This window comes from Inquilinus ginsengisoli, from assembly GCF_031453975.1.
Lineage (GTDB): Bacteria > Pseudomonadota > Alphaproteobacteria > DSM-16000 > Inquilinaceae > Inquilinus > Inquilinus ginsengisoli_A.
On sequence record NZ_JAVDPW010000002.1, the window covers coordinates 437,577 to 460,614 of the forward strand.

18 protein-coding genes are annotated in these 23,038 nt (G+C 68.4%); 8 read left to right on the forward strand and 10 right to left on the reverse strand.

The window, feature by feature from the left end:
• Positions 1–25: 25 nt before the first annotated feature.
• The gene (locus tag E9232_RS05870) at positions 26–253 is read right to left on the reverse strand and encodes a DUF1127 domain-containing protein (RefSeq protein ID WP_309792682.1); all 228 of its coding nucleotides are present in this window, start codon (positions 251–253) and stop codon (positions 26–28) included.
• A gap of 137 nt (positions 254–390) precedes the next feature.
• Here E9232_RS05870 and E9232_RS05875 point away from each other — a divergent pair, with 137 nt between their 5' ends.
• A complete protein-coding gene (locus E9232_RS05875) occupies positions 391–1,899 on the forward strand; it encodes a winged helix-turn-helix domain-containing tetratricopeptide repeat protein (RefSeq protein WP_309792684.1) in 1,509 nt (502 codons plus the stop codon).
• Positions 1,900–1,914: 15 nt separating this feature from the next.
• Here the strand turns inward: E9232_RS05875 and E9232_RS05880 are convergent, their stop codons facing one another.
• From E9232_RS05880 to E9232_RS05905, 6 genes are all read right to left on the reverse strand, one after another.
• The gene (locus E9232_RS05880) at positions 1,915–3,300 is read right to left on the reverse strand and encodes an amidase (protein WP_309792685.1); all 1,386 of its coding nucleotides are present in this window, start codon (positions 3,298–3,300) and stop codon (positions 1,915–1,917) included.
• A gap of 159 nt (positions 3,301–3,459) precedes the next feature.
• Complete coding sequence (locus tag E9232_RS05885) at positions 3,460–6,015, reverse strand: hypothetical protein (protein WP_309792686.1); 2,556 nt, start codon at positions 6,013–6,015, stop codon at positions 3,460–3,462.
• Positions 6,016–6,044: 29 nt separating this feature from the next.
• Positions 6,045–8,111, reverse strand: coding sequence for a calcium-binding protein (locus E9232_RS05890; RefSeq protein ID WP_309792687.1), 2,067 nt, complete (start codon positions 8,109–8,111; stop codon positions 6,045–6,047).
• 198 nt (positions 8,112–8,309) lie between these two features.
• Positions 8,310–9,818 (reverse strand): tripartite tricarboxylate transporter permease, encoded by a 1,509-nt coding sequence (locus tag E9232_RS05895; RefSeq protein WP_309792688.1) that lies wholly within the window; start codon positions 9,816–9,818, stop codon positions 8,310–8,312.
• Between the two features lie 3 nt (positions 9,819–9,821).
• Positions 9,822–10,283, reverse strand: a complete 462-nt coding sequence (locus tag E9232_RS05900) for a tripartite tricarboxylate transporter TctB family protein (RefSeq protein ID WP_309792689.1) — start codon at positions 10,281–10,283, stop codon at positions 9,822–9,824.
• A 57-nt stretch (positions 10,284–10,340) separates the two neighbouring features.
• Positions 10,341–11,315, reverse strand: a complete 975-nt coding sequence (locus tag E9232_RS05905; RefSeq protein ID WP_309792690.1) for a tripartite tricarboxylate transporter substrate binding protein BugD — start codon at positions 11,313–11,315, stop codon at positions 10,341–10,343.
• Between the two features lie 91 nt (positions 11,316–11,406).
• Here E9232_RS05905 and nudC point away from each other — a divergent pair, with 91 nt between their 5' ends.
• Positions 11,407–12,372 carry an NAD(+) diphosphatase gene (gene nudC / locus E9232_RS05910; RefSeq protein ID WP_309792691.1) on the forward strand — a complete coding sequence of 322 codons (966 nt, stop codon included), beginning with the start codon at positions 11,407–11,409 and terminating at the stop codon, positions 12,370–12,372.
• Positions 12,373–12,387: 15 nt separating this feature from the next.
• Here nudC and E9232_RS05915 read toward each other — a convergent pair whose 3' ends face one another.
• From E9232_RS05915 to E9232_RS05925, 3 genes are read right to left on the reverse strand one after another with little or no spacing between them, the layout of a single operon-like run.
• Positions 12,388–12,747: a hypothetical protein gene (locus tag E9232_RS05915; protein WP_309792692.1), complete on the reverse strand. Its 360-nt coding sequence runs from the start codon at positions 12,745–12,747 to the stop codon at positions 12,388–12,390.
• A complete protein-coding gene (locus E9232_RS05920) occupies positions 12,740–13,606 on the reverse strand; it encodes a prephenate dehydratase (protein ID WP_309792694.1) in 867 nt (288 codons plus the stop codon). Before E9232_RS05920 ends, E9232_RS05915 begins: the two co-directional genes overlap by 8 nt.
• Complete coding sequence (locus tag E9232_RS05925) at positions 13,603–14,370, reverse strand: 3-deoxy-manno-octulosonate cytidylyltransferase (protein WP_309792695.1); 768 nt, start codon at positions 14,368–14,370, stop codon at positions 13,603–13,605. Before E9232_RS05925 ends, E9232_RS05920 begins: the two co-directional genes overlap by 4 nt.
• 193 nt (positions 14,371–14,563) lie before the next feature.
• On the opposite strand from E9232_RS05925, the gene E9232_RS05930 reads away from it, so the two are divergent.
• From E9232_RS05930 to E9232_RS05955, 6 genes are all read left to right on the forward strand, one after another.
• Positions 14,564–15,169: a c-type cytochrome gene (locus E9232_RS05930; protein WP_309792696.1), complete on the forward strand. Its 606-nt coding sequence runs from the start codon at positions 14,564–14,566 to the stop codon at positions 15,167–15,169.
• 148 nt (positions 15,170–15,317) lie between these two features.
• Entirely contained in the window at positions 15,318–17,174 is a 1,857-nt protein-coding gene (locus E9232_RS05935) for an extracellular solute-binding protein (protein WP_309792697.1), read from the forward strand.
• Positions 17,175–17,308: 134 nt separating this feature from the next.
• Positions 17,309–19,045: an extracellular solute-binding protein gene (locus E9232_RS05940; RefSeq protein WP_309793154.1), complete on the forward strand. Its 1,737-nt coding sequence runs from the start codon at positions 17,309–17,311 to the stop codon at positions 19,043–19,045.
• A gap of 58 nt (positions 19,046–19,103) precedes the next feature.
• Positions 19,104–20,213, forward strand: coding sequence for a microcin C ABC transporter permease YejB (locus E9232_RS05945; RefSeq protein ID WP_309792698.1), 1,110 nt, complete (start codon positions 19,104–19,106; stop codon positions 20,211–20,213).
• Complete coding sequence (locus tag E9232_RS05950) at positions 20,206–21,348, forward strand: ABC transporter permease (protein ID WP_374710597.1); 1,143 nt, start codon at positions 20,206–20,208, stop codon at positions 21,346–21,348. Before E9232_RS05945 ends, E9232_RS05950 begins: the two co-directional genes overlap by 8 nt.
• A complete protein-coding gene (locus E9232_RS05955) occupies positions 21,345–23,006 on the forward strand; it encodes an ABC transporter ATP-binding protein (protein ID WP_309792700.1) in 1,662 nt (553 codons plus the stop codon). The genes E9232_RS05950 and E9232_RS05955 overlap by 4 nt, the downstream gene beginning before the upstream one ends.
• Positions 23,007–23,038: the final 32 nt, after the last annotated feature.

Below are 23,038 nucleotides of genomic sequence, written 5' to 3' on the forward strand. Positions count from 1 at the left end.
TCGATCCGTCATGGCAGCCTTCGCCCTAATCCTGCCAGAACGGCTTGGCGATCTCCGCCTCGACCTGCCGTCTTGTCAGGCCGATATCGTCGATCAGGTAGGGATTGGCCTTCGACATCTGTGCGAGGGCCCGGCGAACGCGTATCCGCTCGCGCCAGGCCGCGATCATGGTCGGCAGGGCCGCCAGGCCGTGGGGCCGACACGACACTTCCGCCTGGCGCAGGGCCGTCCCAAGGGTGCGAGTATTGGTCATGACAGCCTCCATCGGAGCCGAGGGGCCAGAGGGCCCCTCGACCTGAAAGAGGCTGAAGTCTGCAGGATGCCGGCGGCGCCGTACTTAAGCCCTCCCAAATAGTTCTCAAAAACTTCCAAACGGACTATGGATGCCGCATGCAGGGATCGCGCTTCGCCTTTGGTCCGTTCGTGCTGGATCCCGATGCGGGAACGCTGCTTCGGGATGATGTCCCCGTCGCCGTCGGCCATCGCGGGCTGAAGCTGCTGGCGGCGCTGGTCGGACGGCCCGGCGACATCCTTGACAAGGCCGAGCTGATGGACGCGGCGTGGCCGGGCATGGCCGTCGAGGAGGGCAATCTCACCGTTCAGATCGCGTCGCTGCGGAAGCTGCTGGGGCCGGCCGCCGACGGAGGCCAGTGGATCGCCACGGTTCCGCGGGTCGGCTACCGCTTCACGGCCGCCGTCGAACCGCTCGGCGGCGCGAAGCGAGCCCCTCTGCCGCTGCCCGACAAGCCGTCGATCGCCGTGCTGCCCTTCGTCAATGTCAGCAACGATCCCGACCAGGACTCCTTCACGGACGGGCTGACCGAGGACCTGATCACCGACCTGTCCAGGATTCCGGGCCTGTTCGTCATCGCCCGCAACTCGGCCTTTGCCTACAAGGGCAAGGCGATGGACGTGCGCGGGATCGCACAGGACCTTGGCGTGCGCTACCTGCTGGAGGGCAGCGCCAGACGCGCCGCGGGGCGGGTGCGCATCAACGCCCAGCTGGTCGACGCGGTGAGCGGCGATCACCTCTGGGCGGAACGCTTCGATCGCGGCCTGGACGACATCTTTGCCGTCCAGGACGAGGTCACCGGCAAGATCATGGAGGCGCTGCTCGGCCGGCTACGCGCACCGCCGCCGCGCCATCGGCCCCAGAATTTCGAGGCCTACGATCTCTGCGTGCGGGCGCGCCGGCTGATGGATGATTCCCCGCAGGCGGCCAGGGAAGCGCATCTGATGCTCACGCGCGCGGTCTCGCTCGATCCGGGATACGCCGAACCCTATCGCTGGCTGGCCATGAACCACTGGATGGGATCGGTGCATTCCGGCGGACCGACGGACTCGTCCCGCAGCGTTGCCCTGGACCTGGCGCGCAAAGCGGTGGCGCTCGATCCCAACGATGCCGGCTGCCGCTGGGTCCTGGCCTACCTGCTGGCCTATGAGCGCAGCTTCGCCGAGGCGGATGCGGAATTCGCCAGGGCGATCGAGCTCGACCCCAACGAGGCCGATGCCTGGGCGGCCTTGTCCGACATCGCGGTCCTGGCCGGGCGGGTCGAGGACGGCCTCGAGCACGTCCGCAAGGCGTTCCGGCTGAACCCGTTTCCGGCAAGCTGGTACTATCTCACGCTCGGCCAGGCGCAATACGCGGCCGGCGACTACGAAGCCGCCGTCGAGACGCTGCGCCGGGACGAGACCTATCGCACCAGCTCACGCCGTTTCCTGGCGGCAAGCCTGGCCCAGCTGGGCCGGCTCGACGAGGCGCGCGCGGAGGTCGAGCTGTTCCTCGTCGGCAACCCGGATTTCACGACCCGCCACTGGGTGGCCAGGGAGCCGTTCCGCGACGCGGCGACGCTCCAGCACTTCGTCGATGGCTACCGCAAGGCCGGCCTTCCGGAGTGACAGGCCCTTCCTGCGTCAGAGCACAGGCCAGGGCCGTTGCGGGCCGCGGCGGTCCTCATAGGCCTGGGCCAGGCGCAGCACGCCGAGGTCGTCGAAGCGGCGGCCGACGATCTGCAGGCCGATCGGCAGCCCGGCGGCGGTGAAGCCGCAATTGATCGACACTGCCGGCTGCTCCGACATGTTCCACGGCACGGTGTAGCCGATGTGCTCGAACGGCTTCTCCGGGTCGTTCAGCGGCGACGCCCAGTCCGCCGGGAAGCCGGCGACCGGCGCCGTCGGCGACAGCACGAAATCCAGCGATGCGAACAGCGCCGCCGCCGCCTTGCGGATCTCCATGGTGCGGTTGAAACCGCGCATCACCGCCAGGCCCGACCGCTCCGCCCCCGATTCCGCCCAGGCCCGGATATAGGGCAGGATCTTCGCCCGGTCCGCCGCGGGCAGCTTCGACACGTCGTCCCAGGACCGCACCCGCCAGAAATCGTCCAGCCCATCCAGCATCTCGCGGGTCAGGATCGCCGGCACCGGCTCGACGATGCCGCCGGCTGCCTCGAGCAGCCGGGCCGCGGCCGTCACCGCGTCGCCCACCTCGGGGTCCAGCGCCATGCCGGCGCCGATGTCCATCATCAGGCCGATGCGCAGGCCCTTGGGATCGATGGCGAGGTCGGCCCAATCGATCTCGGCCGGAGGCAGGTTCATGCCGTCGCGCCCGTCGGGCCGCGACAGCACCGCCATGGCCAGGGCGGCATCGGCCACTGTCCGGGTCATCGGCCCGGCGACGCGGCCGACATAGGACGGGTCGATCGGGATCCGCCCCAGGCTGGGCTTCAGCCCGACGATGCCGCACCAGGCGGCCGGCAGGCGGACCGAACCGCCGATGTCGGTGCCGACATGGATGGGACCGTAGCCGGCGGCAGCGGCCGCCCCTGCCCCGGCGCTGGAGCCGCCCGGGTTCTTCGACAGGTCCCATGGATTGCGCGCCAGCTTGTGGAAGCTGGAGAGGCCGGAGGACAGCATGCCGTAATCCGGCATGGTGGTCTTGGCCAGGATCACGGCGCCGGATTCGCGCAGCCGCGCCGCGGGCGGGGCGTCCTCGGCGGCCGGCACCAGCGGCGTCGCCGCGGTGCCCACCGGCACCGGCACGCCCCTGGTGGCGATGTTGTCCTTGACCGTCACCGGCACGCCGTCGACCGGCCCCAGCGGCCGCCCCTCGGCCCAGCGCGCGGCCGAGGCCGCGGCGGCGGCGCGGGCGCCGGCGGCATCGAGCGCCCAGAGGGCCTGCAGCTTCGGCTCCCACGCCTCGATCCGGGCCAGCACCGCCTCGGTCACCTCGACCGGCGACAGGCTGCGGTCGCGGTAGCGGGACACCAGGTCGACGGCCGAGAGGTCAGGGAGCGAGGTCATGCGTCACCGGCTGTGTTCGGGCAAGACAACGGATGTCCTGCCGCGGCAGGACAATGGACGTCCTGCCAGGGCAGGACACGTCCTGCCGGGATAGCCGGAATTATCGGCCGCACCAAGGCGAATTGCCCGACCTTTCTGCGGATCCGCCGGGCGCCGTCGCTAGAGCAGGAAATCCGCCGCGACGAAGGCGATGGCGCCGGTGCAGCGGATCTGGAGATCGGCCACGCCGTCGCCGTCGACGTCGCCATAGAGGCTGGTGACGCCCCCCACAGTCTCGGCCCGCAGCTGGCCCGCGACATGGCCGAAGGCGGCGGCGCCGATGAAGGCGAAGGCCTGGTCGCCGGCCACGGTGGTGTTGGCGTCGATCAAGGCCAGTTCGATCCGGTCGGCCTCGGCGTGCTTGAAATCCGCGATCAGGTCGGCCCCGGCGCCGGCCGGGCTCTGGCCGATGCTGCCGTAGAGGAAGCGGTCCGACCCGGCACCACCGGCAAGCGCGTCCCTGCCACCATACCCCACCAGGACGTCATTGCCGGCATTGCCGACCAGGATGTCGTCGAGGGACGACCCCACCAGCACATCGTTGCCAGAGCCGCCATAGACGCCTTCGACCGACGTCAGGGTGTCGCCCTGCGCCGTGCCGCCGACCCCGGTGCCGGAGTCGAGCCTCACCGTCACCCCGGCGGCGCTCTCGGAGTACATCGCGATGTCGATGCCGGCGCCGCCGTCGAGATGGTCGGCCCCACTGCCGCCGCGGAGCACGTCGTTGCCGTCGCCACCCCTGAGCGTGTCGCTGCCGTCGCCGAGCAGGGACGTGATGAGGGCGCCGGCGCCGCCGCCGTTCAGGCTGTCGGCCCCGGCACCGCCATCCAGCACGTCATCGCCCTGGTAGCCTTGCAGGGTGTTGGCACCGCCATCGCCGGTCAGCGTATCCGCGAGGCGACTGCCATCGACGTTCTCGACCCCGGAATAGGTGTCGCCGAGGGCAAAGCCGCCGCCGAGTCCGGTCGCCAGGTTCACGGTGACCGCGAACTGCCGGGTGGCATAGGAGACGGTGTCCACCCCGGCGCCGCCGATCACGATGTCGCCGTGCTCGGAATCCCCGCCGATCTGAGTCGAATAGACGCCCGGCTGGAGGATGTCGTTGCCGTCGCCGCCATCCAGCGTGTCGCTGCCGGTGCCGCCATCCAGCGTGTCATTTCCACCGAGGCCGTGCAGGACATCGGCACCCGCCTGGCCCGTGAGCACATTGTCCGCGAACGAGCCGGTCAGGACATCAGCGCCGCGCCCGCCCTGGATGTTCTCAAAATCCGATCCGATGATGTCGTTCTGAGCATCGCCGCCGACGCCGACCTCGGCATCGAGCCCCACGGTCACGCCGCCGATCGACCCGGTATAGGCAAGGGTGTCGATACCGGCGCCGCCATAGAGGATGTCGCCCCCGACACCGCCCTCGACGACGTCGTTGCCGGCACCGCCGCTGAGGAAGTCGCCGCCCGCACCCCCGGTCAGCCGGTCATTGCCGTCGCCACCTTCCAGCGAATCGTTGCCGTCGCCGGCATCCAGCATGTCGTTGCCGCCCAGGCCGGCGAGGGCATCGTCACCCGCCGCGCCCACGAGGGCGTTGTCCGCGGCCGATCCGGTCAGCGTGTCGTCGCCGGCCGACCCCAGGAGGTTCTCCACATCGGCGGCGATGCTGTCGCCCTGGGCGTCGCCACCCGATCCGGAGCCGCCGATCACGGCGGTCACGCCGGCCGCGCTGGTGCTGTAGTCGGCCGTGTCGACCCCGGTGCCGCCCTGCAGGGAATCGGCCCCGGCACCGCCCCTGAGGGTGTCGTTGCCGTCGCCGCCATCCAGCGAATCGTTGCCGATGTCGCCCAGAAGAAAGTCGGTGCCGGCGCCCCCTTGCAGCACGTCGTTACCGGCCTCGCCCAAGAGCGTGTCGTCGCCGGCGCCGCCCTGCAGGGTATCGCCGCCCGAGCCGCCGTAGATGTCGTCGCGGCCGGCGCTGCCGACGACGAAATCGTTCCCCGAACCGGCGAGGAACCGAATCTCCTCGACATTCAGCACCTGCGACCCGTCGGCCGCGATACGGCCGTCAAGGTAGTAGACGAGCCCCAGCGTGGTGGTGTGGCGGTCGACGGTCATGCTGTCGTTGCCGATGCCGCCATCGACCCGGATCTGGCCGTCGCCGGGGTCGAGGACATCGTCGCCGTTGCCGCCATACAGCGCATCGTCCCCGCTGCCGCCTTCGAGGATGTCGTTCCCGTCGCCGCCGTTCAGCGTATCGGCGCCGGAATCGCCGATGAGACGATCGTTGCCGGCGAGTCCCGTGAGCACGTCGTCGCCGACAAAGCCCGAGAGCTGGTTGTCCGCCGACGACCCGGTCAGGTGGTCGGCATAGGCCGAGCCCCAGAGGTTCTCGACATCGTCGGCGATGTAGTCGCCCTGCGCGTCGCCGCCCGAGGCGTAGTCGCCGATCACGGCGGTCACCCCGGCCGTGCTGGCGAGATAATGCACCGTGTCGATGTCGGCGCCGCCGAACATGAAATCCGCACCCGCCCCGCCTTCGAGGAGGTCGTAGCCGGCATCGCCATAGAGCACATCGTTTCCTCCCTGGCCGTGCAGGCTGTCGTCGCCCTCGAGGCCTGACAGGATGTCGCTGCCGGCTCCGCCCTGCAGGTAGTCGTTGGCGGAGGTGCCGTAGATGGTCGTCATGATCGGCCTACCGGTGAAAGGGTGAAGATCTACAGCACGAGATCCGCTGCGACGAAGGCGATGGCACCAGTGCAGCGGATCTGGAAGTCGGCCGCGCCGTCGCCGTTGACGTCGCCATAGAGGCTGGTGACGCCGCCGGCGGTCACCTCTCGCAGTTGCCCCGCCACATGGCCGAAGGCGGCGGTGCCGATGAAGGCGAAGGCCTGGTTGCCCGCCAGGACGGTGTTGGCATCGATCCCGGCCACGTCGACCCGGTCGCCCTGAGCATGACTGAAATCCGTGATCAGGTCGGACGCGGCGCCGACCAGGCTCTGGCCGACGCTGCCATAGGTGAAGCGGTCCGCCCCGGCGCCGCCGGCCAGCGCGTCCTTGCCGGCCAGGCCGGCGAGGACATCGTTGCCGCCATTGCCGACCAAGGTGTTGTCGCCATTCGACCCCTGCAGCGAATCATTGCCGGCCCCGCCATACGCGCCTTCGATCGAAAGCAGCGTGTCGCCCTGTGCCGTCCCGCCGACCCCGGTGCCGGCGGCCAGGTTGATCGCCACCCCCGCCGCGCTCTCGGAATACATCGCGATGTCGAAGCCGTTGCCGCCGTCGAGGTTGTCGCCCTCGCCGCCGCCGCGGAGAACATCGTTGCCGTCGCCGCCGTGCAGATCGTCGCCGACGCCGCTGCTGTCCCCACCCGTCAGCCGGTCATTGCCGGCATTGCCCTCAAGGGAATTGTAGCCGGCGGCGCCGGTGATGGCATCGTCGCCGGAGCCGGCGTGGTAGAACATCTGGTCGAAGTTGACCGCCCGGGTGCCGTCGCTGCCCGCGGCACCGTTCACGGTGAAGGTGATGCCCAGCGTGGCGGCGGTGCGGTCGATCTCGACCATGTCCATCTCGCCGGTGCCGCCGTCCATCGTGTCCACCCCGGCGCCGGAGACGAGGTAGTCGTCGCCGACCCCACCGCGCAGCGTATCGTTGCCGGCGCCGCCCAGGAGGGCATCGTTGCCGGTGCCCCCGGTGAGCGCGTCGTTGCCCGAGCCGGCGTAGTAGCTGAGCTGCTCGATGTTGCTGACGCTGGACCCGTCGCTGCCGGTCCCGGAGGTTCCGGTCATGGTGAATGTGACCGCCGCGGTCGTGGCCGTGTGGTCGATGAACACCTGGTCGAAGGTGCCAGCACCGCCGTCGACGGTGTCGATCCCGGTGCCGGTGGCGATGTAGTCGTCGCCGCCGCCACCCTTCAGCGTGTCGCTGCCGGTGCCGCCATAAAGGATGTCGTAGGCGTCGCCGCCGGTGATCACGTCGTTGCCGGAACCGGCGAGATACTGCAACGACTCGACATTGACCGCTGTGGTCCCGTCGCTGCCGGTCCCGGTGGTGCCGCTGAGGGTGAAGGTGGCCCCGGCCGTGGCCGTGCGGTGGTCGATAATGAGTGAATCGGCGCCGGCGCCGCCGTCGACCGTGTCGGCCCCAAAGCCGGTGAACAGAAAGTCGGTGCCGTCTTCGCCGCGGAGCGTGTCGTCGCCGTCGCCGCCCTTCAGAGTGTCGTTGCTGGCGCCGCCTTCCAGCACGTCGGCGCCGGCGTCGCCGTTCAACGTGTCGCCACCGTCGCCGCCGCGGAGGGTGTCGTTGCCGTCGCCACCGAACAGCGTGTCGATGCCGATGCCGCCCTCCGCCGTGTCGTCGCCGTTGCCGCCATAGAGCTTGTCGTTGCCGTCCAGCCCGAACAGCGAGTCGTTGCCGGCGGCGCCGCTGAGCTCGTTGTCCGCCGCCGATCCGGTCAGGCTGTCGCCGAGGGTCGAGCCCCAGATGTTCTCGACATCGCTGCCGACCAGGTCCCCCTGGGCGTCCCCGCCGGCGCCGAAGGCGTTGATCTTCACCGTGACGCCGGCCTGGCTGCCCCAATAGTCGATGGTGTCGATGCCGGCGCCGCCGCTCAGCAGGTCGGCGCTGGTGCCGCCGTAGAGATAGTCGTTGCCGCCACCGCCGAGGAGCTGGTCGATGCCGTCCAGGCCGTAGAGGAAGTCATTGCCGCCGAGGCCGCTGATCGAGTCGTCGTCGGACGTGCCGACGATGGTGTTGTCGCTGTTGTCACCGGTCAGGGTCGCCATTGGGTCATCCCTCAGGGCGCCGGCGTGTCCATCACTGCCCGATTCTGAGCAATTCGGCGAAAATCCCGATCATTCGGCGAAGGAACGGGAAGCGGGCCGGCAGCCTTCAGTATCGGAGCCCGGCCGCGCCGCGACAATCCCCTCAATTTGTGGGACCTTGACAAACCATCCAAACGGTGGCGCAGGCGGAACGGCGTCCTACCCGGCCTCCTCCTGGAACGCCTCCTCGCGCTTGCGGCGGATTGCCGGGCTGATCATGACCAGCAGCACCAGGGCGGTCAGCACCAGCAGCACCGCGCTGATCGGCCGGGTGGCGAACACCGTCGGGTCGCCGCGCGACAGCAGCATGGCGCGGCGCAGGTTCTCCTCCATCATCGGCCCCAGGATGAAGCCCAGCAGCAGCGGCGCCGGCTCGCAGTCCAGCTTGATCAAGACATAACCGACCAGGCTGAACACCACGGTCAGGTAGACGTCGAACACGTTGTTGCTGAGGCTGTAGACCCCGATGCAGCAGAAGGCGAGGATCGCCGGGTACAGCAGGTGGTACGGCACCTTCAGCAGCCGGACCCAGATGCCGATCAGCGGCAGGTTCAGCACGATCAGGAAGAAGTTGCCGATCCACATCGAGGCAATCAGACCCCAGAACAGCTCCGGCTGCTCGGTCATGACAAGCGGGCCGGGCTGGATGCCCTTGATGATCATGGCGCCGACCATCAACGCCATCACCGGCGTCGGCGGGATGCCCAGCGTCAGCATCGGGATGAACGAGGTCTGCGCCCCGGCGTTGTTGGCGGATTCGGGCCCGGCGACGCCCTCGATCGCGCCCTTGCCGAAGCGCCCCGGCGTCCGCGAGATCTTCTTCTCCAGCGAATAGGCGGCGAAGGAGGACAGGATCGACCCGCCGCCCGGCAGGATGCCGAGGATCGAGCCCAGCGTGGTGCCGCGCAGGATCGGCGCCACCATGGCGCGGAGGTCGGCGCGGGTCGGCATCAGCCCGGTGACCTTGCTGACCATCACCTCGCGCTGATGCTCGTTCTCGAGGTTGCGGATGATCTCGGCGATGCCGAACAGCCCCATCGAAATGGCAACGAAGTTGATGCCCTGGGACAGTTCGGGGATGCCGAAGGTGTAGCGCGCCGTGCCGGTCTCGACATCCTGCCCGACCATGCCGAGCAGCAGGCCGAGCGCGATCATGCCCAGCGCCTTGAGCAGCGAGCCATGGGCCAGCGCCACCGAGGCGACCAGACCGAGCAGCATCAGCGAGAAGTATTCCGCCGGGCCGAACTTCAACGCGATGCCGGCCAGCGGCGGGCCGAACAGCGCGATCAGGAAGGTCGCGACCGTGCCGGCGAAGAACGAGCCGATGGCCGCGGCGGCCAGCGCCGTGCCCGCCCGCCCCTGCCGCGCCATCTGGTAGCCGTCGATCGCGGTCACCACCGAGGCCGATTCCCCCGGCAGGTTGATCAGGATCGCGGTGGTCGAGCCGCCGTATTGCGACCCATAATAGATGCCGGACAGCATGATCAGGGCCGAGATCGGCGGCAGCACGAAGGTCGCCGGCAGCAGCATGGCGATCGTCGCGGTCGGGCCCAGGCCCGGCAGCACCCCGACCAGCGTGCCCAGCAATACCCCGGCGAAGCAGTAGCTGAGATTGGTCAGCGTGAAGGCAACGCTGAAGCCGAGGATCAGGTTGTCGAACAGCTCCATCGTTCAGCTCCCGAACCAGCGGCCGAGGATCTGGATCGGCAGACCCAGGCCCAGCACGAACACGCCGACGCAGAAGGCGGCCAGGCCGACCGCCAGCGCCGCCGCGACCTGCCAGCGGAAATGGACGCTGGCGGCGGCGCTGGTCGCGACCAGGACCAGGATCGCGACCACCAGCCCGCCGCCGCGCAGCAGCAGGCCGAAGAGCACCATCGCCCCCAGCACGATGGCGATGCCGCGGAAGGTGAAGCGGCTGACCGCCTCACCTTCCAGCACGAAGGAGCGCAGGAAGGTGATCAGCCCGATCAGGGCCAGGATCCCGGCCAACACGGTCGGGAAGTAGCCGGGCCCCATCTTGACCGCCCGGCCCATGGCGTAGCCCTGGGCCATCCAGCCGAAGCCGGCGGCCAGGGCCAGGAAGATCAGCCCGGACCAGAAGTCCTTGGGGTGGCGGATAGAGAATCGCATCGCGGCTCCTGACTCCGAGGAAAGCCTGATTCCGGGGAAGACGCCGGGCCGGACCGGTCAGTCGGCGTAGATGCCGGCGGCCTGGATCACCGGCTGCCACTTGGCGATCTCGGCCTTGAGATGGGCATCGAGCGCCGCCGGCGTCGCCTGGTCGAGCGCCACCGGCTCGGTGCCGAGATCGGCGAAGCGGGCGATCACGTTCGGGTCCTGAAGCGCGCCCTGCAGCGCCGCCTGCAGCTTGTCGATGACCGGCTGGGGCGTGCCCTTCGGGGCGTAGAGCCCGTGCCAGATGCCGATCCGGAAATCGGGCAGCCCGGCCTCGGTCGTGGTCGGCACGTCGGGCAGCGACGGCACCCGCTTCTCGCTGGTGACGGCGTAGACCTTGATCTTGCCGGCCTTGATCTGGCTGGTGGTGTTGGTGGTCTGGTCGCACATGAAGTCGAAGACGCCACCCAGCAGGTCGTTCATCGCCGGCCCGGTGCCCTTGTAAGGCACCGTCGTCAGCGGCGTGCCGATCGATGACATGAACAGCATGCCGCAGAGATGCGAGGCCGAGCCGATGCCGGCATTGGCGACGGTGACGGTGTCCTTGTGAGACTTGGCGTACGCGACCAGCTCGGGCATCGACTTGGCCTCGAAGTCGCCGCGGGCCACGAAGGTCATCGGCACGTCGGTGACCAGGCCGATGCCGGCGAAATCCTCGCCCGGCTTGTAGTCGAGGCTGCGGTACAGCGTGGCGCTGGTCGCCTGGCCGATATGGTGCAGCAGCAGGGTGTAGCCGTCGGCGTCCGCCTTGGCCACGCGGCCGGCGCCGATGGTGCCGCCGGCACCGCCGACATTCTCGACGATAACCTGCTGGCCGAGCGTCTTGCTCATCGGGTCGGCGATCAGCCGCGCCACCGTGTCGGTCGGCCCGCCGGCGGCGAACGGCACGATCATGGTGATGACGCGATTCGGATAATCCTGGGCGGCGGTGGGCAGCGCAAACGCCATGGCGGCGAGAACGCCGAGGCCGAGCCGGCGACGGTTCATTGACGTGACCCCCTTCGTGTCGTCACAAGCGGCCGGCTCTTGGAGGCCGGTCCGTGGACTCAATCTAACCCGTCCTTCCGGGATGGCACAGTTGCTTTTCCGGCCCCTGGTGCCGCGGCCGGGCCCGTGCCAGTGTCGCGCCATGCTGCGCCCCAATTTCTACATCCATCCGACGCTCGACCGTGCCGGCCGCTACCGCCGCGACACCGAGTGGATCGCCCGCATCACCGCCAGCGAACAGACGCTGATCGTGCCGGTGTGGCAGGGCCGCAACCTGATCGCCGGCCCGCAGGAGGCGCCGCACGCCGCCTTCCTGCCAGCGACCGTGGAGTGGTGGCGCAGCGCCGCGGCCGAGACCGTGATGCTGGGCGTCCATGGCGACGTCACCTACCTCGCCGTCGATGTCAGCGGCCTGGCCGACCCCGCCGCCGACCCGACGCTCGCCGGCTTCGGCAGCTTCCTCGACCTGCGCGCCGTGGGGCCGCTGCTGCCGCATGACGAGGGCGCCCTGCTGGCCTATGCCCGCGGCATGATGTGGTGGCATTCGCGCCACCGCTTCTGCGGCGTCTGCGGCCATTCCACGGCCAGCAGCGACGCCGGCCATCGCCGCGACTGCACCAATCCGGAGTGCCGCACCCAGCATTTCCCGCGCACCGACCCGGCGGTGATCATGCTGGTGCATGATGGCGACCGGGCGCTGCTGGGCCGCCAGAAGGTCTGGCCGGCCGGCATGCATTCGGTGCTGGCCGGCTTCCTCGAGCCCGGCGAGAGCCTGGAGGACACGGTCAAGCGCGAGGTGCTGGAGGAGGCGGGCATCCTGGTCGACGACGTCACCTACCAGTCGAGCCAGCCCTGGCCGTTCCCGCAGTCGCTGATGGTCGGCTTCACCGCCCGTGCCGTGACCACCGATCTCAAGGTCGACGAGGACGAGCTGGAGTCGGCGGCGTGGTTCGGGCGCGACTGGCTGCGCACCCATGTCGACGACGAGGCCTTCCGCCTGCCCCGCCGCGACAGCATCGCCCGGCGGCTGCTGGAGGATTGGCTGGCGGAAGGCTGAGGCGGAGCGTCCGCGTCAGCCGATCAGGTGCTGCTGGCTGATGCCCGCCGCATCGAGGATGATCGCTACGGCGATGCCAATCGCGGCCAGCACCAGCCCGGCCAGGAACAGGTTCTTGGCGCGGTTGTAGTTCGCCAGCTGCAGCGACGCGATCGACAGCAGGTCCGCCAGGGCCTTCAGCTGCAGCATGATGCCGGCGACGATCGGCACGACCGGAAAGAGGTCGACCGCGCTCCATCCTGCCGGATTGGTGGCCCAGCGGCTGAGAAAGCTGAGGGAAAAGCCGATGATGATGCCGACCGCGGTGATCGACCCGTTGCGGAAGGCCGGGTCGATCCGGTCCTGGTCCTCGCGCCGGGGCGCGGGGTCAGGCATCCACGGCGGCCTGGCTGGGGTCGCGGCGGAAGGGGTGGGCCGGATAGACGCCGAGGAGGCGGAAGTTGCGGGTGAAGAACTGCAGCTCCTCCAACGCGAAGCGCAGCCCCGAATCATCGGGATGGCCGTCGACATCGGCGTAGAACTGGGTCTGGTTGAAGCGGCCGCCGAGCATGTAGCTCTCGAGCTTGACGATGTTCACGCCATTGGTGGCGAAGCCGCCCAGCGCCTTGTAAAGCGCGGCCGGCACCGACCGCACCTCGAACACGAAGCTGGTCATGACAGGGCCATTATCCGGCTTCGGCCGCACCGGGTCGCGCGACAGCACCACGAAGCGGGTGGTGTTGTGCTCGGCATCCTCGATGTCGGTGGCCAGGATCTCCAGCTTGTAGATCTCCGCCGCCAGCCGGCTGGAGATCGCGGCGATGCCGGGGTCGCCCAGTTCCGACACCATGCGGGCCGCGCCGGCGGTATCGGCATGCACCACCGGCTTCAGGCCATGAACCCGCAGCCACTGCCGGCACTGGCCCAGCGCCTGGACATGGCTGTGCACCTCGCGGATGCCGTCCAGGCTGGCCCCGGGCAGCGCCACCAGCTGGTGGTTGATGCGCATGAAGTGCTCACCGACGATGTGCAGGCCCGATTCCGGCAGCAGGTGATGCATGTCGGCGACCCGGCCGGCAATCGAGTTCTCGATCGGGATCATCGCCAGATCGGCCCGGCCGTCATGAACCGCCGCCAGCGCCTCCTCGAAGGACGGGCACGGCACCGTCTGCGCGTTCGGATAGACCTGGCGGGCCGCCATGTCGGAATTGGCCCCCGGCCAGCCCTGGAACGAGATCGTCGGCGCGCGGCTCATCGGGTGGCTCCCGGGTTGGGCTGGGGGGGCGAGAGCAGGCCGCGGGCCCGCTCCAGCTCGTCCTGGGTGTCGACGCCGAGCGGCACGGTGTCGACGATGGCGACGTCGATCCGCATCCCCGCGGTCAGCGCGCGCAGCTGCTCCAGCTTCTCGCGCCGCTCCAGCGCCGAGGGCGGCAGCGTCACATAGCGTTCCAGCGCCGCCCGGCGGTAGGCATAGAGGCCGATATGGTGCAGCAGCGGCCCGTCACCCCAGGGCGCGGTGGTGCGGGTGAAGTAGTAGGCGCGGCCGGTCCGGGCCCCCTCCTCCCGCTCGACGATCGCCTTGACGATCGCAGGGTTGGTCTTCTCCTCCTCGCGCACGATCACCGCGGCCAGCGTGCCGATGTCGACCGCAGGGTCGTCGAGCAGCGCCACCGCCGCCCGCGGCAGGGCCGGGTCGAGCGTCGGCAGGTCGCCCTGGATGTTGATCACGACGTCGTGGCGCCCGCCCGGGTCGATGCTGCGCAGGGCCTGGGCGATGCGGTCGGAGCCGGAGGGCAGGTCCGGGTCGGTCAGCACCGCGATGCCGCCCGCCGCCTCGATCGCCTCGGCGATCGGCCGGTCGCCGCAGGCCACGATCACCGGACCGAGATTCGCGGCCAGCGACCGGCGCCAGACATGGACGATCATCGGCTCGCCATGGATGTCGGCCAGCGGCTTGTTCGGCAGGCGGGTCGCGGCCAGGCGCGCGGGAATAACGACGACAGGATTCGAGGCACTCATGGTGTCGCGTCATCCTCTCTTGCCGCGATGACGTCAAGAGATCACGAAAAGGGTGTCGCAGGCGGACATCCACCCCTTGCCAGACCGATTGGAACGACTCTACAAGACCCCGGACCCGCCCGTCGGAATCGCCAGTTCCGGCGGTGTCGTGTGTTCGGCTGGGCTGCAGTCGCGCTTCGGAGTGAGATCCGGCATGGAATTTAATAAGATCTTCGCCGCCGTCCTTCTGGCCGGCATCATCGGAATGGCGACCGGCATCGTCGCCGATATGCTGGTTTCGCCGGAGCCCTTGAAGGAAAACACGTTCAAGGTCGACACCAGCGCGATCGCCAGTGCGGCGCCCGCCGCCGGCCCGGCCGCCGCGGCGATCCCGCCGATCGCGCCCCTGCTGGCAACCGCCGACCCGACCGCGGGCCAGGCGCTGTCCAAGGCCTGCGCCGCCTGCCACACCTTCGACAAGGGTGGCGCCAACAAGGTCGGCCCGAACCAGTGGAACCTGGTCGGCGCCCCGATGGGGCACAAGGACGACTTCAACTACTCCACCGCCATCAAGAAGAAGCACGAGGAAGGCGCCCACTGGACCTATGAGGAGCTGAACGAGTTCCTCGCCGGCCCGAAGGCGCACATCCCGGGCACGACCATGACCTATGCCGGCATGAAGAGCGAGAAGGACCGGGCCAACCTGATCGCTTGGCTGCGCACCAACGCGGACACCCCGGAGCCGCTGCCGAGCCCGGATGCTGCCGCCCCGGCGGCCCCCGCTGGCGGCGCCGAGCCGGCGCCGAAGAGCGGCGGCTGATCGCCGCAACCCACGCCGAATCGAAGCGGGACCGCCCAGTGCGGTCCCGTTTTCGTTTATGTCTGGCTTTATTCCGACCGCCGAGATTTCCTAGACTCCCGAAGTCGCCCGGCGCTGTCCGGCGCCCGTGATTCGGCAAGGGAGTTTCATGCGTCTCGTTCCCGCCCTCCTGATCGCCCTCACCCTCGCTGCGCCGGTCGCGGCCGGGGCGGAGGATCCGGCGGCGAGCCCGGCGCTGGCCCTGTTCGGACAGCCGAAATACCCGGCCGACTTCAGCCATTTCGACTATGCCGACCCGGATGCCCCCAAGGGTGGCACCCTGGTGCTGAGCACGGTCGGCAGCTTCGACACGCTGAACCTGATCCCGCTGGAGGGACAGCCGCCGCGGTCGCTGCCGCTGCTCTACGATTCGCTGATGGTCGAGAGCCAGGATGAGCTCGGGGTCTATTACGGCCAGCTGGCCCAGACCGTGACGGTGGCCGACGACGCATCCTGGGCGGTGTTCGCGCTGCATCCGGAGGCGCGCTGGCATGACGGCGTGCCGGTGACATCAGGGGATGTGGTGTGGAGCTGGGAGACGGTCCGCGACAAGGGCGAGCCGTTCCTGAAGTCCTTCTTCCGCGACGTGACCGGCGCCGAGGCTCTGGACGACCACCGGGTGCGCTTCACCTTCGCCACCCACGACACCAGGAAGCCGATCGGCCAGATCGCGACCGCGCTGCCGATCCTGCCCAAGCACTGGTGGACCGCGAACGGCCGCGACATCACCCGGGGCACGGTCGAGCCGCCGCTGGGCAGCGGCCCCTACCGCATCGCCGCGGTCGACCCCGGCCGGTCGCTGAGCTGGGAGCGCGTGCCCGACTATTGGGGCCGCGACCTGCCGGTGAATCGCGGCCTGTGGAACTTCGACCGCATCCGCTACGACTACTACCGCGACCGCGACGCCGAGTTCGAGGCGTTCAAGGGCGGCAATGCCGACTTCCGGCAGGAATTCACCTCGCTGTTCTGGGCCACCGGCTACGACATTCCGGCGGTACGCGATGGCCGCCTCCTTCGTGCCGAAATTGCCAGCGAGGATCCCCGCGGCATGCAGGGATATTTCCTCAATCTGCGCCGGGCGCCCTTCTCAGACCCCAAGGTCCGCGAGGCGCTGGCCTGGCTCTACGATTTCGAATGGGTGAACAAGACCCTGTTCTCGGGGCTGTACGACCGGCTGACCAGCTATTTCAACGCCGAGGGCTTCCGCTCCTCGGGCGTGCCGGAGGGCCTTGAGAAGGATCTGCTGGAGCCGTTCCGCGGCCAGGTGCCGGACGCGCTGTTCGACACCCCCTTCGCCCTGCCGAAGACCGACGGCAGCGGCACCATGCGCGACAACATCCGCACCGCGCTGCGCCTGTTCAAGGAGGCCGGCTGGGAACAGCGCGACGGGGTGATGGCCAACACCGCCACCGGCGCGCCGATGACGTTCGAGATCCTGTCGAACCAGCCCGTGATCGAACGCGCGACCCAGCCCTTCATCGACCGGCTGCGGCAGGTCGGTATCCAGGCGACGATGCGCACGGTGGATTCGGCGCAGTACCAGACACGGTACCAGGCCTTCGATTTCGACATCATCGCCTTCGCCTACACCTTCTTCCCGCCGCCGGGGACGGAGCTGCGCAACTATTTCGGCTCCGAAGCCGCGGGGATCGACGGCTCGGCCAACCTGATGGGCATCCGCAACCCGGTGGTCGACGCGCTGATCGAGAAGGTCGCCACCGCCCGCGACCTGTCGTCGCTGCAGGCGGCGACGCGCGCGCTGGATCGCGTTCTGCTGTGGAACAGCTACGCCATCCCGCAATGGGGAAAGACCGACGCCTGGATCGCCTACTGGAACCGGTTCGGCCTGCCGGCCAAACAGCCGTCCCACCGGTTCGGCGATGCGAATGGCATCGGCTTTCCCTCGACCTGGTGGATCGATCCGGCGAAAGATGCGGCACTGAGCCGACCAAACGGACAGAGGTAGGGATGATCACGCGGCGCCAATTCTCCATCGGTTCGATGATCACCATGGCGGGGGCCTCCCTGCCGCTGCCGCGCGCCTTCGCCCAGACGGCGGCGGGCGAAGCAGGCTATGGCGCGCCGACCTACTACCTGCCGATGCTCGACCTGAAGGCGGCCTATCCCAAGGACTTCCCGCATTGGAACTATGTCCGCCCCGACGCACCGAAGGGCGGCAAGATCATATTGGGGGTCTTCGGCACTTTCGACACGCTGAACAACCTCACCACCGACGGCACCGAGGCAGCCGGCCTCGGCGCCATCAATGACGCGCTGATCTCCACCAATCTCGATGAACTCGACACCTATTATGTCGATACCGCGGAGGCGCTGGAGGTTTCCTCCGACAAGCTGTCGATCATCCTCACCATGCGCGAGGGCCCGCGCTTCCACGACGGGCACCCGATGACCGCGGAGGATGTCGCGTTCACCCATCAGTTGCTGCGTGAGAAGGGCGCGCTGCGCCTTCGCGCCCGCTTCTACGACGATATGGACGGCATCGAGGCGCTGGACGGCCGCAGGGTCCGGTTCACGGCAAAGACGCTGAAGAATCCGCAGCTGCTCAAGGCCGTCGCCAGTTTCCCGATTCTGCCCAAGCATTGGTGGGAAAGCCGCGACTTCGGCGGCCTGACGATGGAACCGCCACTCGGCAGCGGTGCGTACAAGATCAAATCGGTCGACCCGGGCCGGGCGATCACGCTGGAGCGGGTCGCGGATTACTGGGGCAAGGATCTGCCGCAGAATATCGGCTCGGCCAATTTCGACGAGATCACCTACCAGTACTATCGCGACCAGGACGTTCTGTACGAAGCGTTCAAGTCGGGCGAGTTCGACTTCCTGGCCATCGGCAGGCCCCAGCAATGGGTGACCGGCTTCAAGTCCGTATCAGCGGTCCAGACCGGAGCGCTGAAGCTCGAAGAAATTCCGGATGCGTCGCCGCAGCCCTATCGCGGCCTGATGTTCAATCTACGCCGTCCCTATTTCTCGGATGTGCGGGTCCGGCGGGCGCTGAACTATCTCTATGATTTCGAGACGACGCAGAAGACCAGCTATTACGGGCTGTACAGCCGCATCCACAGTTATTTCCCGAACACGGACTTTTCGTTCAGCGGGCTGCCCGAGGGCCGGGAACTGGAAATCCTGGGCCAGTATCGCGGAAAGATCCCCGACGAGATCTTCACCACCGAGTTCAAGCAGCCGACGACGGATGGCAACGGCAACATCCGCGCCAATATGCGCGCGGCACTGGACCTGCTGAAGCAGGCCGGCTGGGAATCGCGCAACGGCAAGCTGACCAATGCCGCAGGCGAGGCGATGGCGTTTGAGATCGCCTATTTCACGCCGGAGATCGAGAAGACGATCCTACCCTTCGCCGAGAATCTGCGGCGGATCGGAATCCAGCCCTCGCCCCGGCTGCTCGACGTGCCGCAGTTCCGCAACCGCATCAACAATTTCGAATTCGACCTGATGCCGGCCGCCTTCACGCCGTTCTTCCCGCCGGGCGAAGCCCTGCGCGGCGGCTGGAATTCCCGCTACGCCGACCGGCCGGGCGACGAGAATTCGCAGGGGATCAAGGATCCCGTGATCGACGAACTGGTCGAGATGATCATCGCCGCCCAGACCTATGACGAGAAGGCGGCCACCTGCAAAGCCTTCGATCGCTACGCCACCTGGCAGTTCTATTCGATCGCCCTGTACGAGGACCCGGTCAACCGGGTCGGCTATTGGGATGTCTTCGGCCGCCCCGACACGCGCCCCAAAAACGATGTCGGCTTCCCCAGCACCTGGTGGTCCGATGAGAAGAACCCGAAAGCCGCGCGGGGGCAGCGCCGGTGACACGATTCCGTAGCGCACCCCCTCGCCGCCTTGCCCAGTTCCGGGCAGAAGGCTGACCATGCTGGCCTACATCATCCGGCGCCTGCTGCTGATCATCCCGACCCTGTTCGGGATCATGGTCGTCAACTTCGTCATCGTTCAGTTCGCGCCGGGCGGCCCGGTCGAGCAGATGATCGCCCAGATCCAGGGCACCGCCACCGATGCCACCAGCCGCATCAGCGGCGGCGGCAGCGACTTCAACCGCGCGCCCGATAGTTCGCAGCTGGGCGGCGGCGCCGCGGCCAGCAAATACCGCGGCGCCCAGGGGCTGGACCCGAAGTTTATCGCCGAGATCGAGAAGCAGTTCGGCTTCGACAAGCCGCCGCTCGAACGCTTCACCATGATGATGCGCGACTACCTGACCTTCGATTTCGGCCGCAGCTACTTCAAGAGCGCGCGAGTGGTCGACCTCGTCGTCTCCAAGCTGCCGGTGTCGATCTCGTTGGGAGTGTGGACCACGCTGCTGACCTATCTGATCTCGATCCCGCTGGGCATCCGCAAGGCAGTGCGCGACGGGTCGCGCTTCGACATCTGGACCTCCGGCGTGGTCGTCATCGGCTACGCCATCCCCAGCTTCCTGTTCGCCATGCTGCTGATCGTGATGTTTGCCGGCGGCCGCTACTTCGCCTGGTTCCCGCTGCGCGGCCTGGTGTCCGACGGCTGGGCCAGCCTGTCCTGGTGGCAGCTGGTGCTCGACTACCTCTGGCATATGGTGCTGCCGATTACCGCCATGGTCATCGGCGGCTTCGCCACCCTGACCATGCTGACCAAGAACTCCTTCCTCGACGAGATCGGCAAGATGTACGTGCTGACCGCCCGGGCCAAGGGGCTGACCGAGGGCCGGGTGCTGTACGGCCATGTGTTCCGCAACGCCATGCTGATCGTGATCGCCGGCTTCCCCAGCGCCTTCATCGGCGTGCTCTTCACCGGCGCCCTGTTCATCGAGGTGATCTTCTCGCTCGACGGCCTCGGCTACCTCGGCTACGAGGCCGCGATCCAGCGCGACTATCCCGTGGTCTTCGCCACGCTCTACGTCTTCACCCTGCTCGGCCTGGTGATGAAGCTGGTGCAGGACGTGACCTACACGATGATCGACCCGCGGATCGACTTCGAGGCCAGGAATGTCTGAGGCCGCGTTGTCCCACGAAAAGGATTTCGCGCATCCCCGGGTGCTGGGCATCCGGGTGCGGCCGATCACCGCCCGCCGCGTCGCCAATTTCCGCGCCAACCGCCGCGGGCTGATCGCGCTATACCTGTTCCTGGCGCTGTTCCTGGTGACCCTGTTCGCGGAGTTCCTGGCCAACGACCGGCCGCTGCTGGTGAAATATGAGGGTCACTACTTCGCCCCGATCTTCGCCACCTATCCCGAGACGGCGTTCGGCGGCGAGTTCGAGACCGAGGCCGACTATCGCGACCCCTATGTCCGCGACCTGATCAGCGCCAAGGGTTGGGCGGTGTGGCCGCTGATCCCGTTCTCGTACCGCACCATCAACTACGATCTCGGCCAGCCCGCCCCCTCCCCGCCCTCGGCCGTGAACTGGCTGGGCACCGACGACCAGGGCCGCGACGTGCTGGCCCGGCTGATCTACGGCCTGCGCATCTCGATCCTGTTCGGCCTGACCCTGACATTCTTCGCCTCGATCATCGGCATCTTCGCCGGCGCCGTGCAGGGCTATTTCGCCGGCTGGACCGACCTGATCTTCCAGCGGGTGATCGAGATCTGGTCGGGCATGCCGCAGCTGTACCTGCTGATCATCATGTCCTCGATCTTCGTGCCCGGATTCTGGACCCTGCTGATCATCTTCCTGCTGTTCGAGTGGATGAGCCTGGTCAGCGTGGTGCGGGCCGAGTTCCTGCGCGCCCGCAACCTCGACTATGTCCGCGCCGCCCGGGCGCTGGGCCAGCCGGACCGGGTGATCATGTGGAAGCACGTGCTGCCCAACGCGGTGGTGGCGACCATCACCTTCCTGCCCTTCAATCTGACCGGTGGCATCAGCCTGCTGACGGGCCTGGACTTCCTCGGCCTCGGGCTGCCGCCCGGGTCGCCGTCGCTGGGCGAGCTGGTCAGCCAGGGTAAGGCCAACCTGCAGGCGCCGTGGCTGGGCTTCACGGCCTTCTTCTCGCTCGCCATCCTGCTCAGCCTTCTCGTCTTCATCGGCGAGGCGATGCGCGACGCTTTCGATCCGCGCAAGGCGATGGCCCCCTCCGCCCCGGCCCCGGCGGCCGCCCCGCCGCCCCTCGACAGCAAGGCCCAGACGCCATGACCGACGCCATCACGTCAGGCCGGCCAATGCCCGGCGAAAGGCTGCTGGAGATCAGCGACCTGGCGGTGGAGTTCCAGGTGCCCGGCGGCGCGGTGCCGGCGGTCCGTGGCGTGTCCCTGCATCTCGACCGCGGCGAGACCCTGGCCCTGGTCGGCGAGAGCGGATCCGGCAAGTCGGTCACCGCCCTGTCGGTGCTGCAGCTGCTGCCCTATCCCAGTGCCCGCCATCCGCGCGGCAGCATCCGCTATCGCGGGCAGGAGCTGCTGGGCGCTCCGGAGAAGGTGCTGCGGACCGTCCGCGGCAACCGCATCGCCATGGTGTTCCAGGAGCCGATGACCTCCTTGAACCCGCTGCACACCATCGAGAAGCAGGTCGGCGAGGTGCTGTCGATCCACAAGGGCATGGGCAAGGCCCAGGCCCGTGCCCGGGTGCTGGAGCTGCTGTCGCTGGTCGGGCTGCCGAACCCGGAGCAGCGGCTGAACGCCTATCCGCATGAGCTGTCGGGCGGGCAAAGGCAGCGGGTGATGATCGCGATGGCGCTGGCCAACGAGCCCGACATCCTGATCGCCGACGAGCCGACCACGGCGCTGGACGTCACCATCCAGGCCCAGATCCTGGAGCTGATGAAGAGCCTGCAGGCCCGCTTCGGCATGGCGCTGCTGCTGATCACCCACGACCTCGGCGTGGTCCGCAAGATGGCGGACCGGGTCTGCGTCATGAACAAGGGCGAGATCGTCGAGCAGGGCGAGACCGAGGCGGTGTTCCGGGCGCCGCAGCACCCCTACACCCAGCGGCTGCTGGCGTCGGAGCCCAAGGGCAACCCGGCGCCGCCCCCGGCCGACGCCCGCACGGTGGTCACGGCCAGCGAGATCAAGGTCTGGTTCCCGATCAAGGCGGGGGTGATGCGCCGGGTGGTCGACCATGTGAAGGCGGTCGACGGCATCGACGTCACCGTGCGCGAGGGCCACACCGTCGGCGTGGTCGGCGAAAGCGGGTCGGGCAAGACCACGCTGGGCCTCGCCTTGCTGCGCCTGATCTCGAGCAAGGGGTCGATCCGCTACGGCGACAAGGAGCTGCAGGGCCTGCAGTTCCGCGACATGCGCCCGCTGCGGCGCGAGATGCAGATCGTGTTCCAGGATCCCTACGGCTCGCTCAGCCCCCGCATGTCGGTGGCCGAGATCATCGAGGAGGGGCTGCAGGTCCATCATATCGGCGGGTCGGCCGCGGAGCGCGAACGGATGATCGTCTCGGCGCTGGAGGAGGTCGGGCTCGACCCGGCCAGCCGGCACCGCTACCCCCATGAGTTCTCCGGCGGCCAGCGCCAGCGCGTGGCGATCGCCCGGGCCATGGTGCTGAAGCCGAAATTCGTGGTGCTGGACGAGCCGACCTCGGCGCTGGACATGTCGGTCCAGGCCCAGATCGTCGACCTGCTGCGCGGGCTGCAGGAGAAGCACCGCCTGGCCTATCTGTTCATCAGCCACGACCTGAAGGTGGTCCGCGCCCTGTCGGACGAGGTGATCGTGATGAAGGCCGGCAAGGTGGTCGAGCACGGGCCGGCGCAGCAGATCTTCGACGCGCCGCAGCACCCCTACACCCAGGCGCTGCTGAAGGCCGCCCTCGAGCTCAAGGCGGCGGACACGCCCGAAGTGGCGAACTGAACCGCTGGGTTCGCGAGAGCGAACCCAGCCTG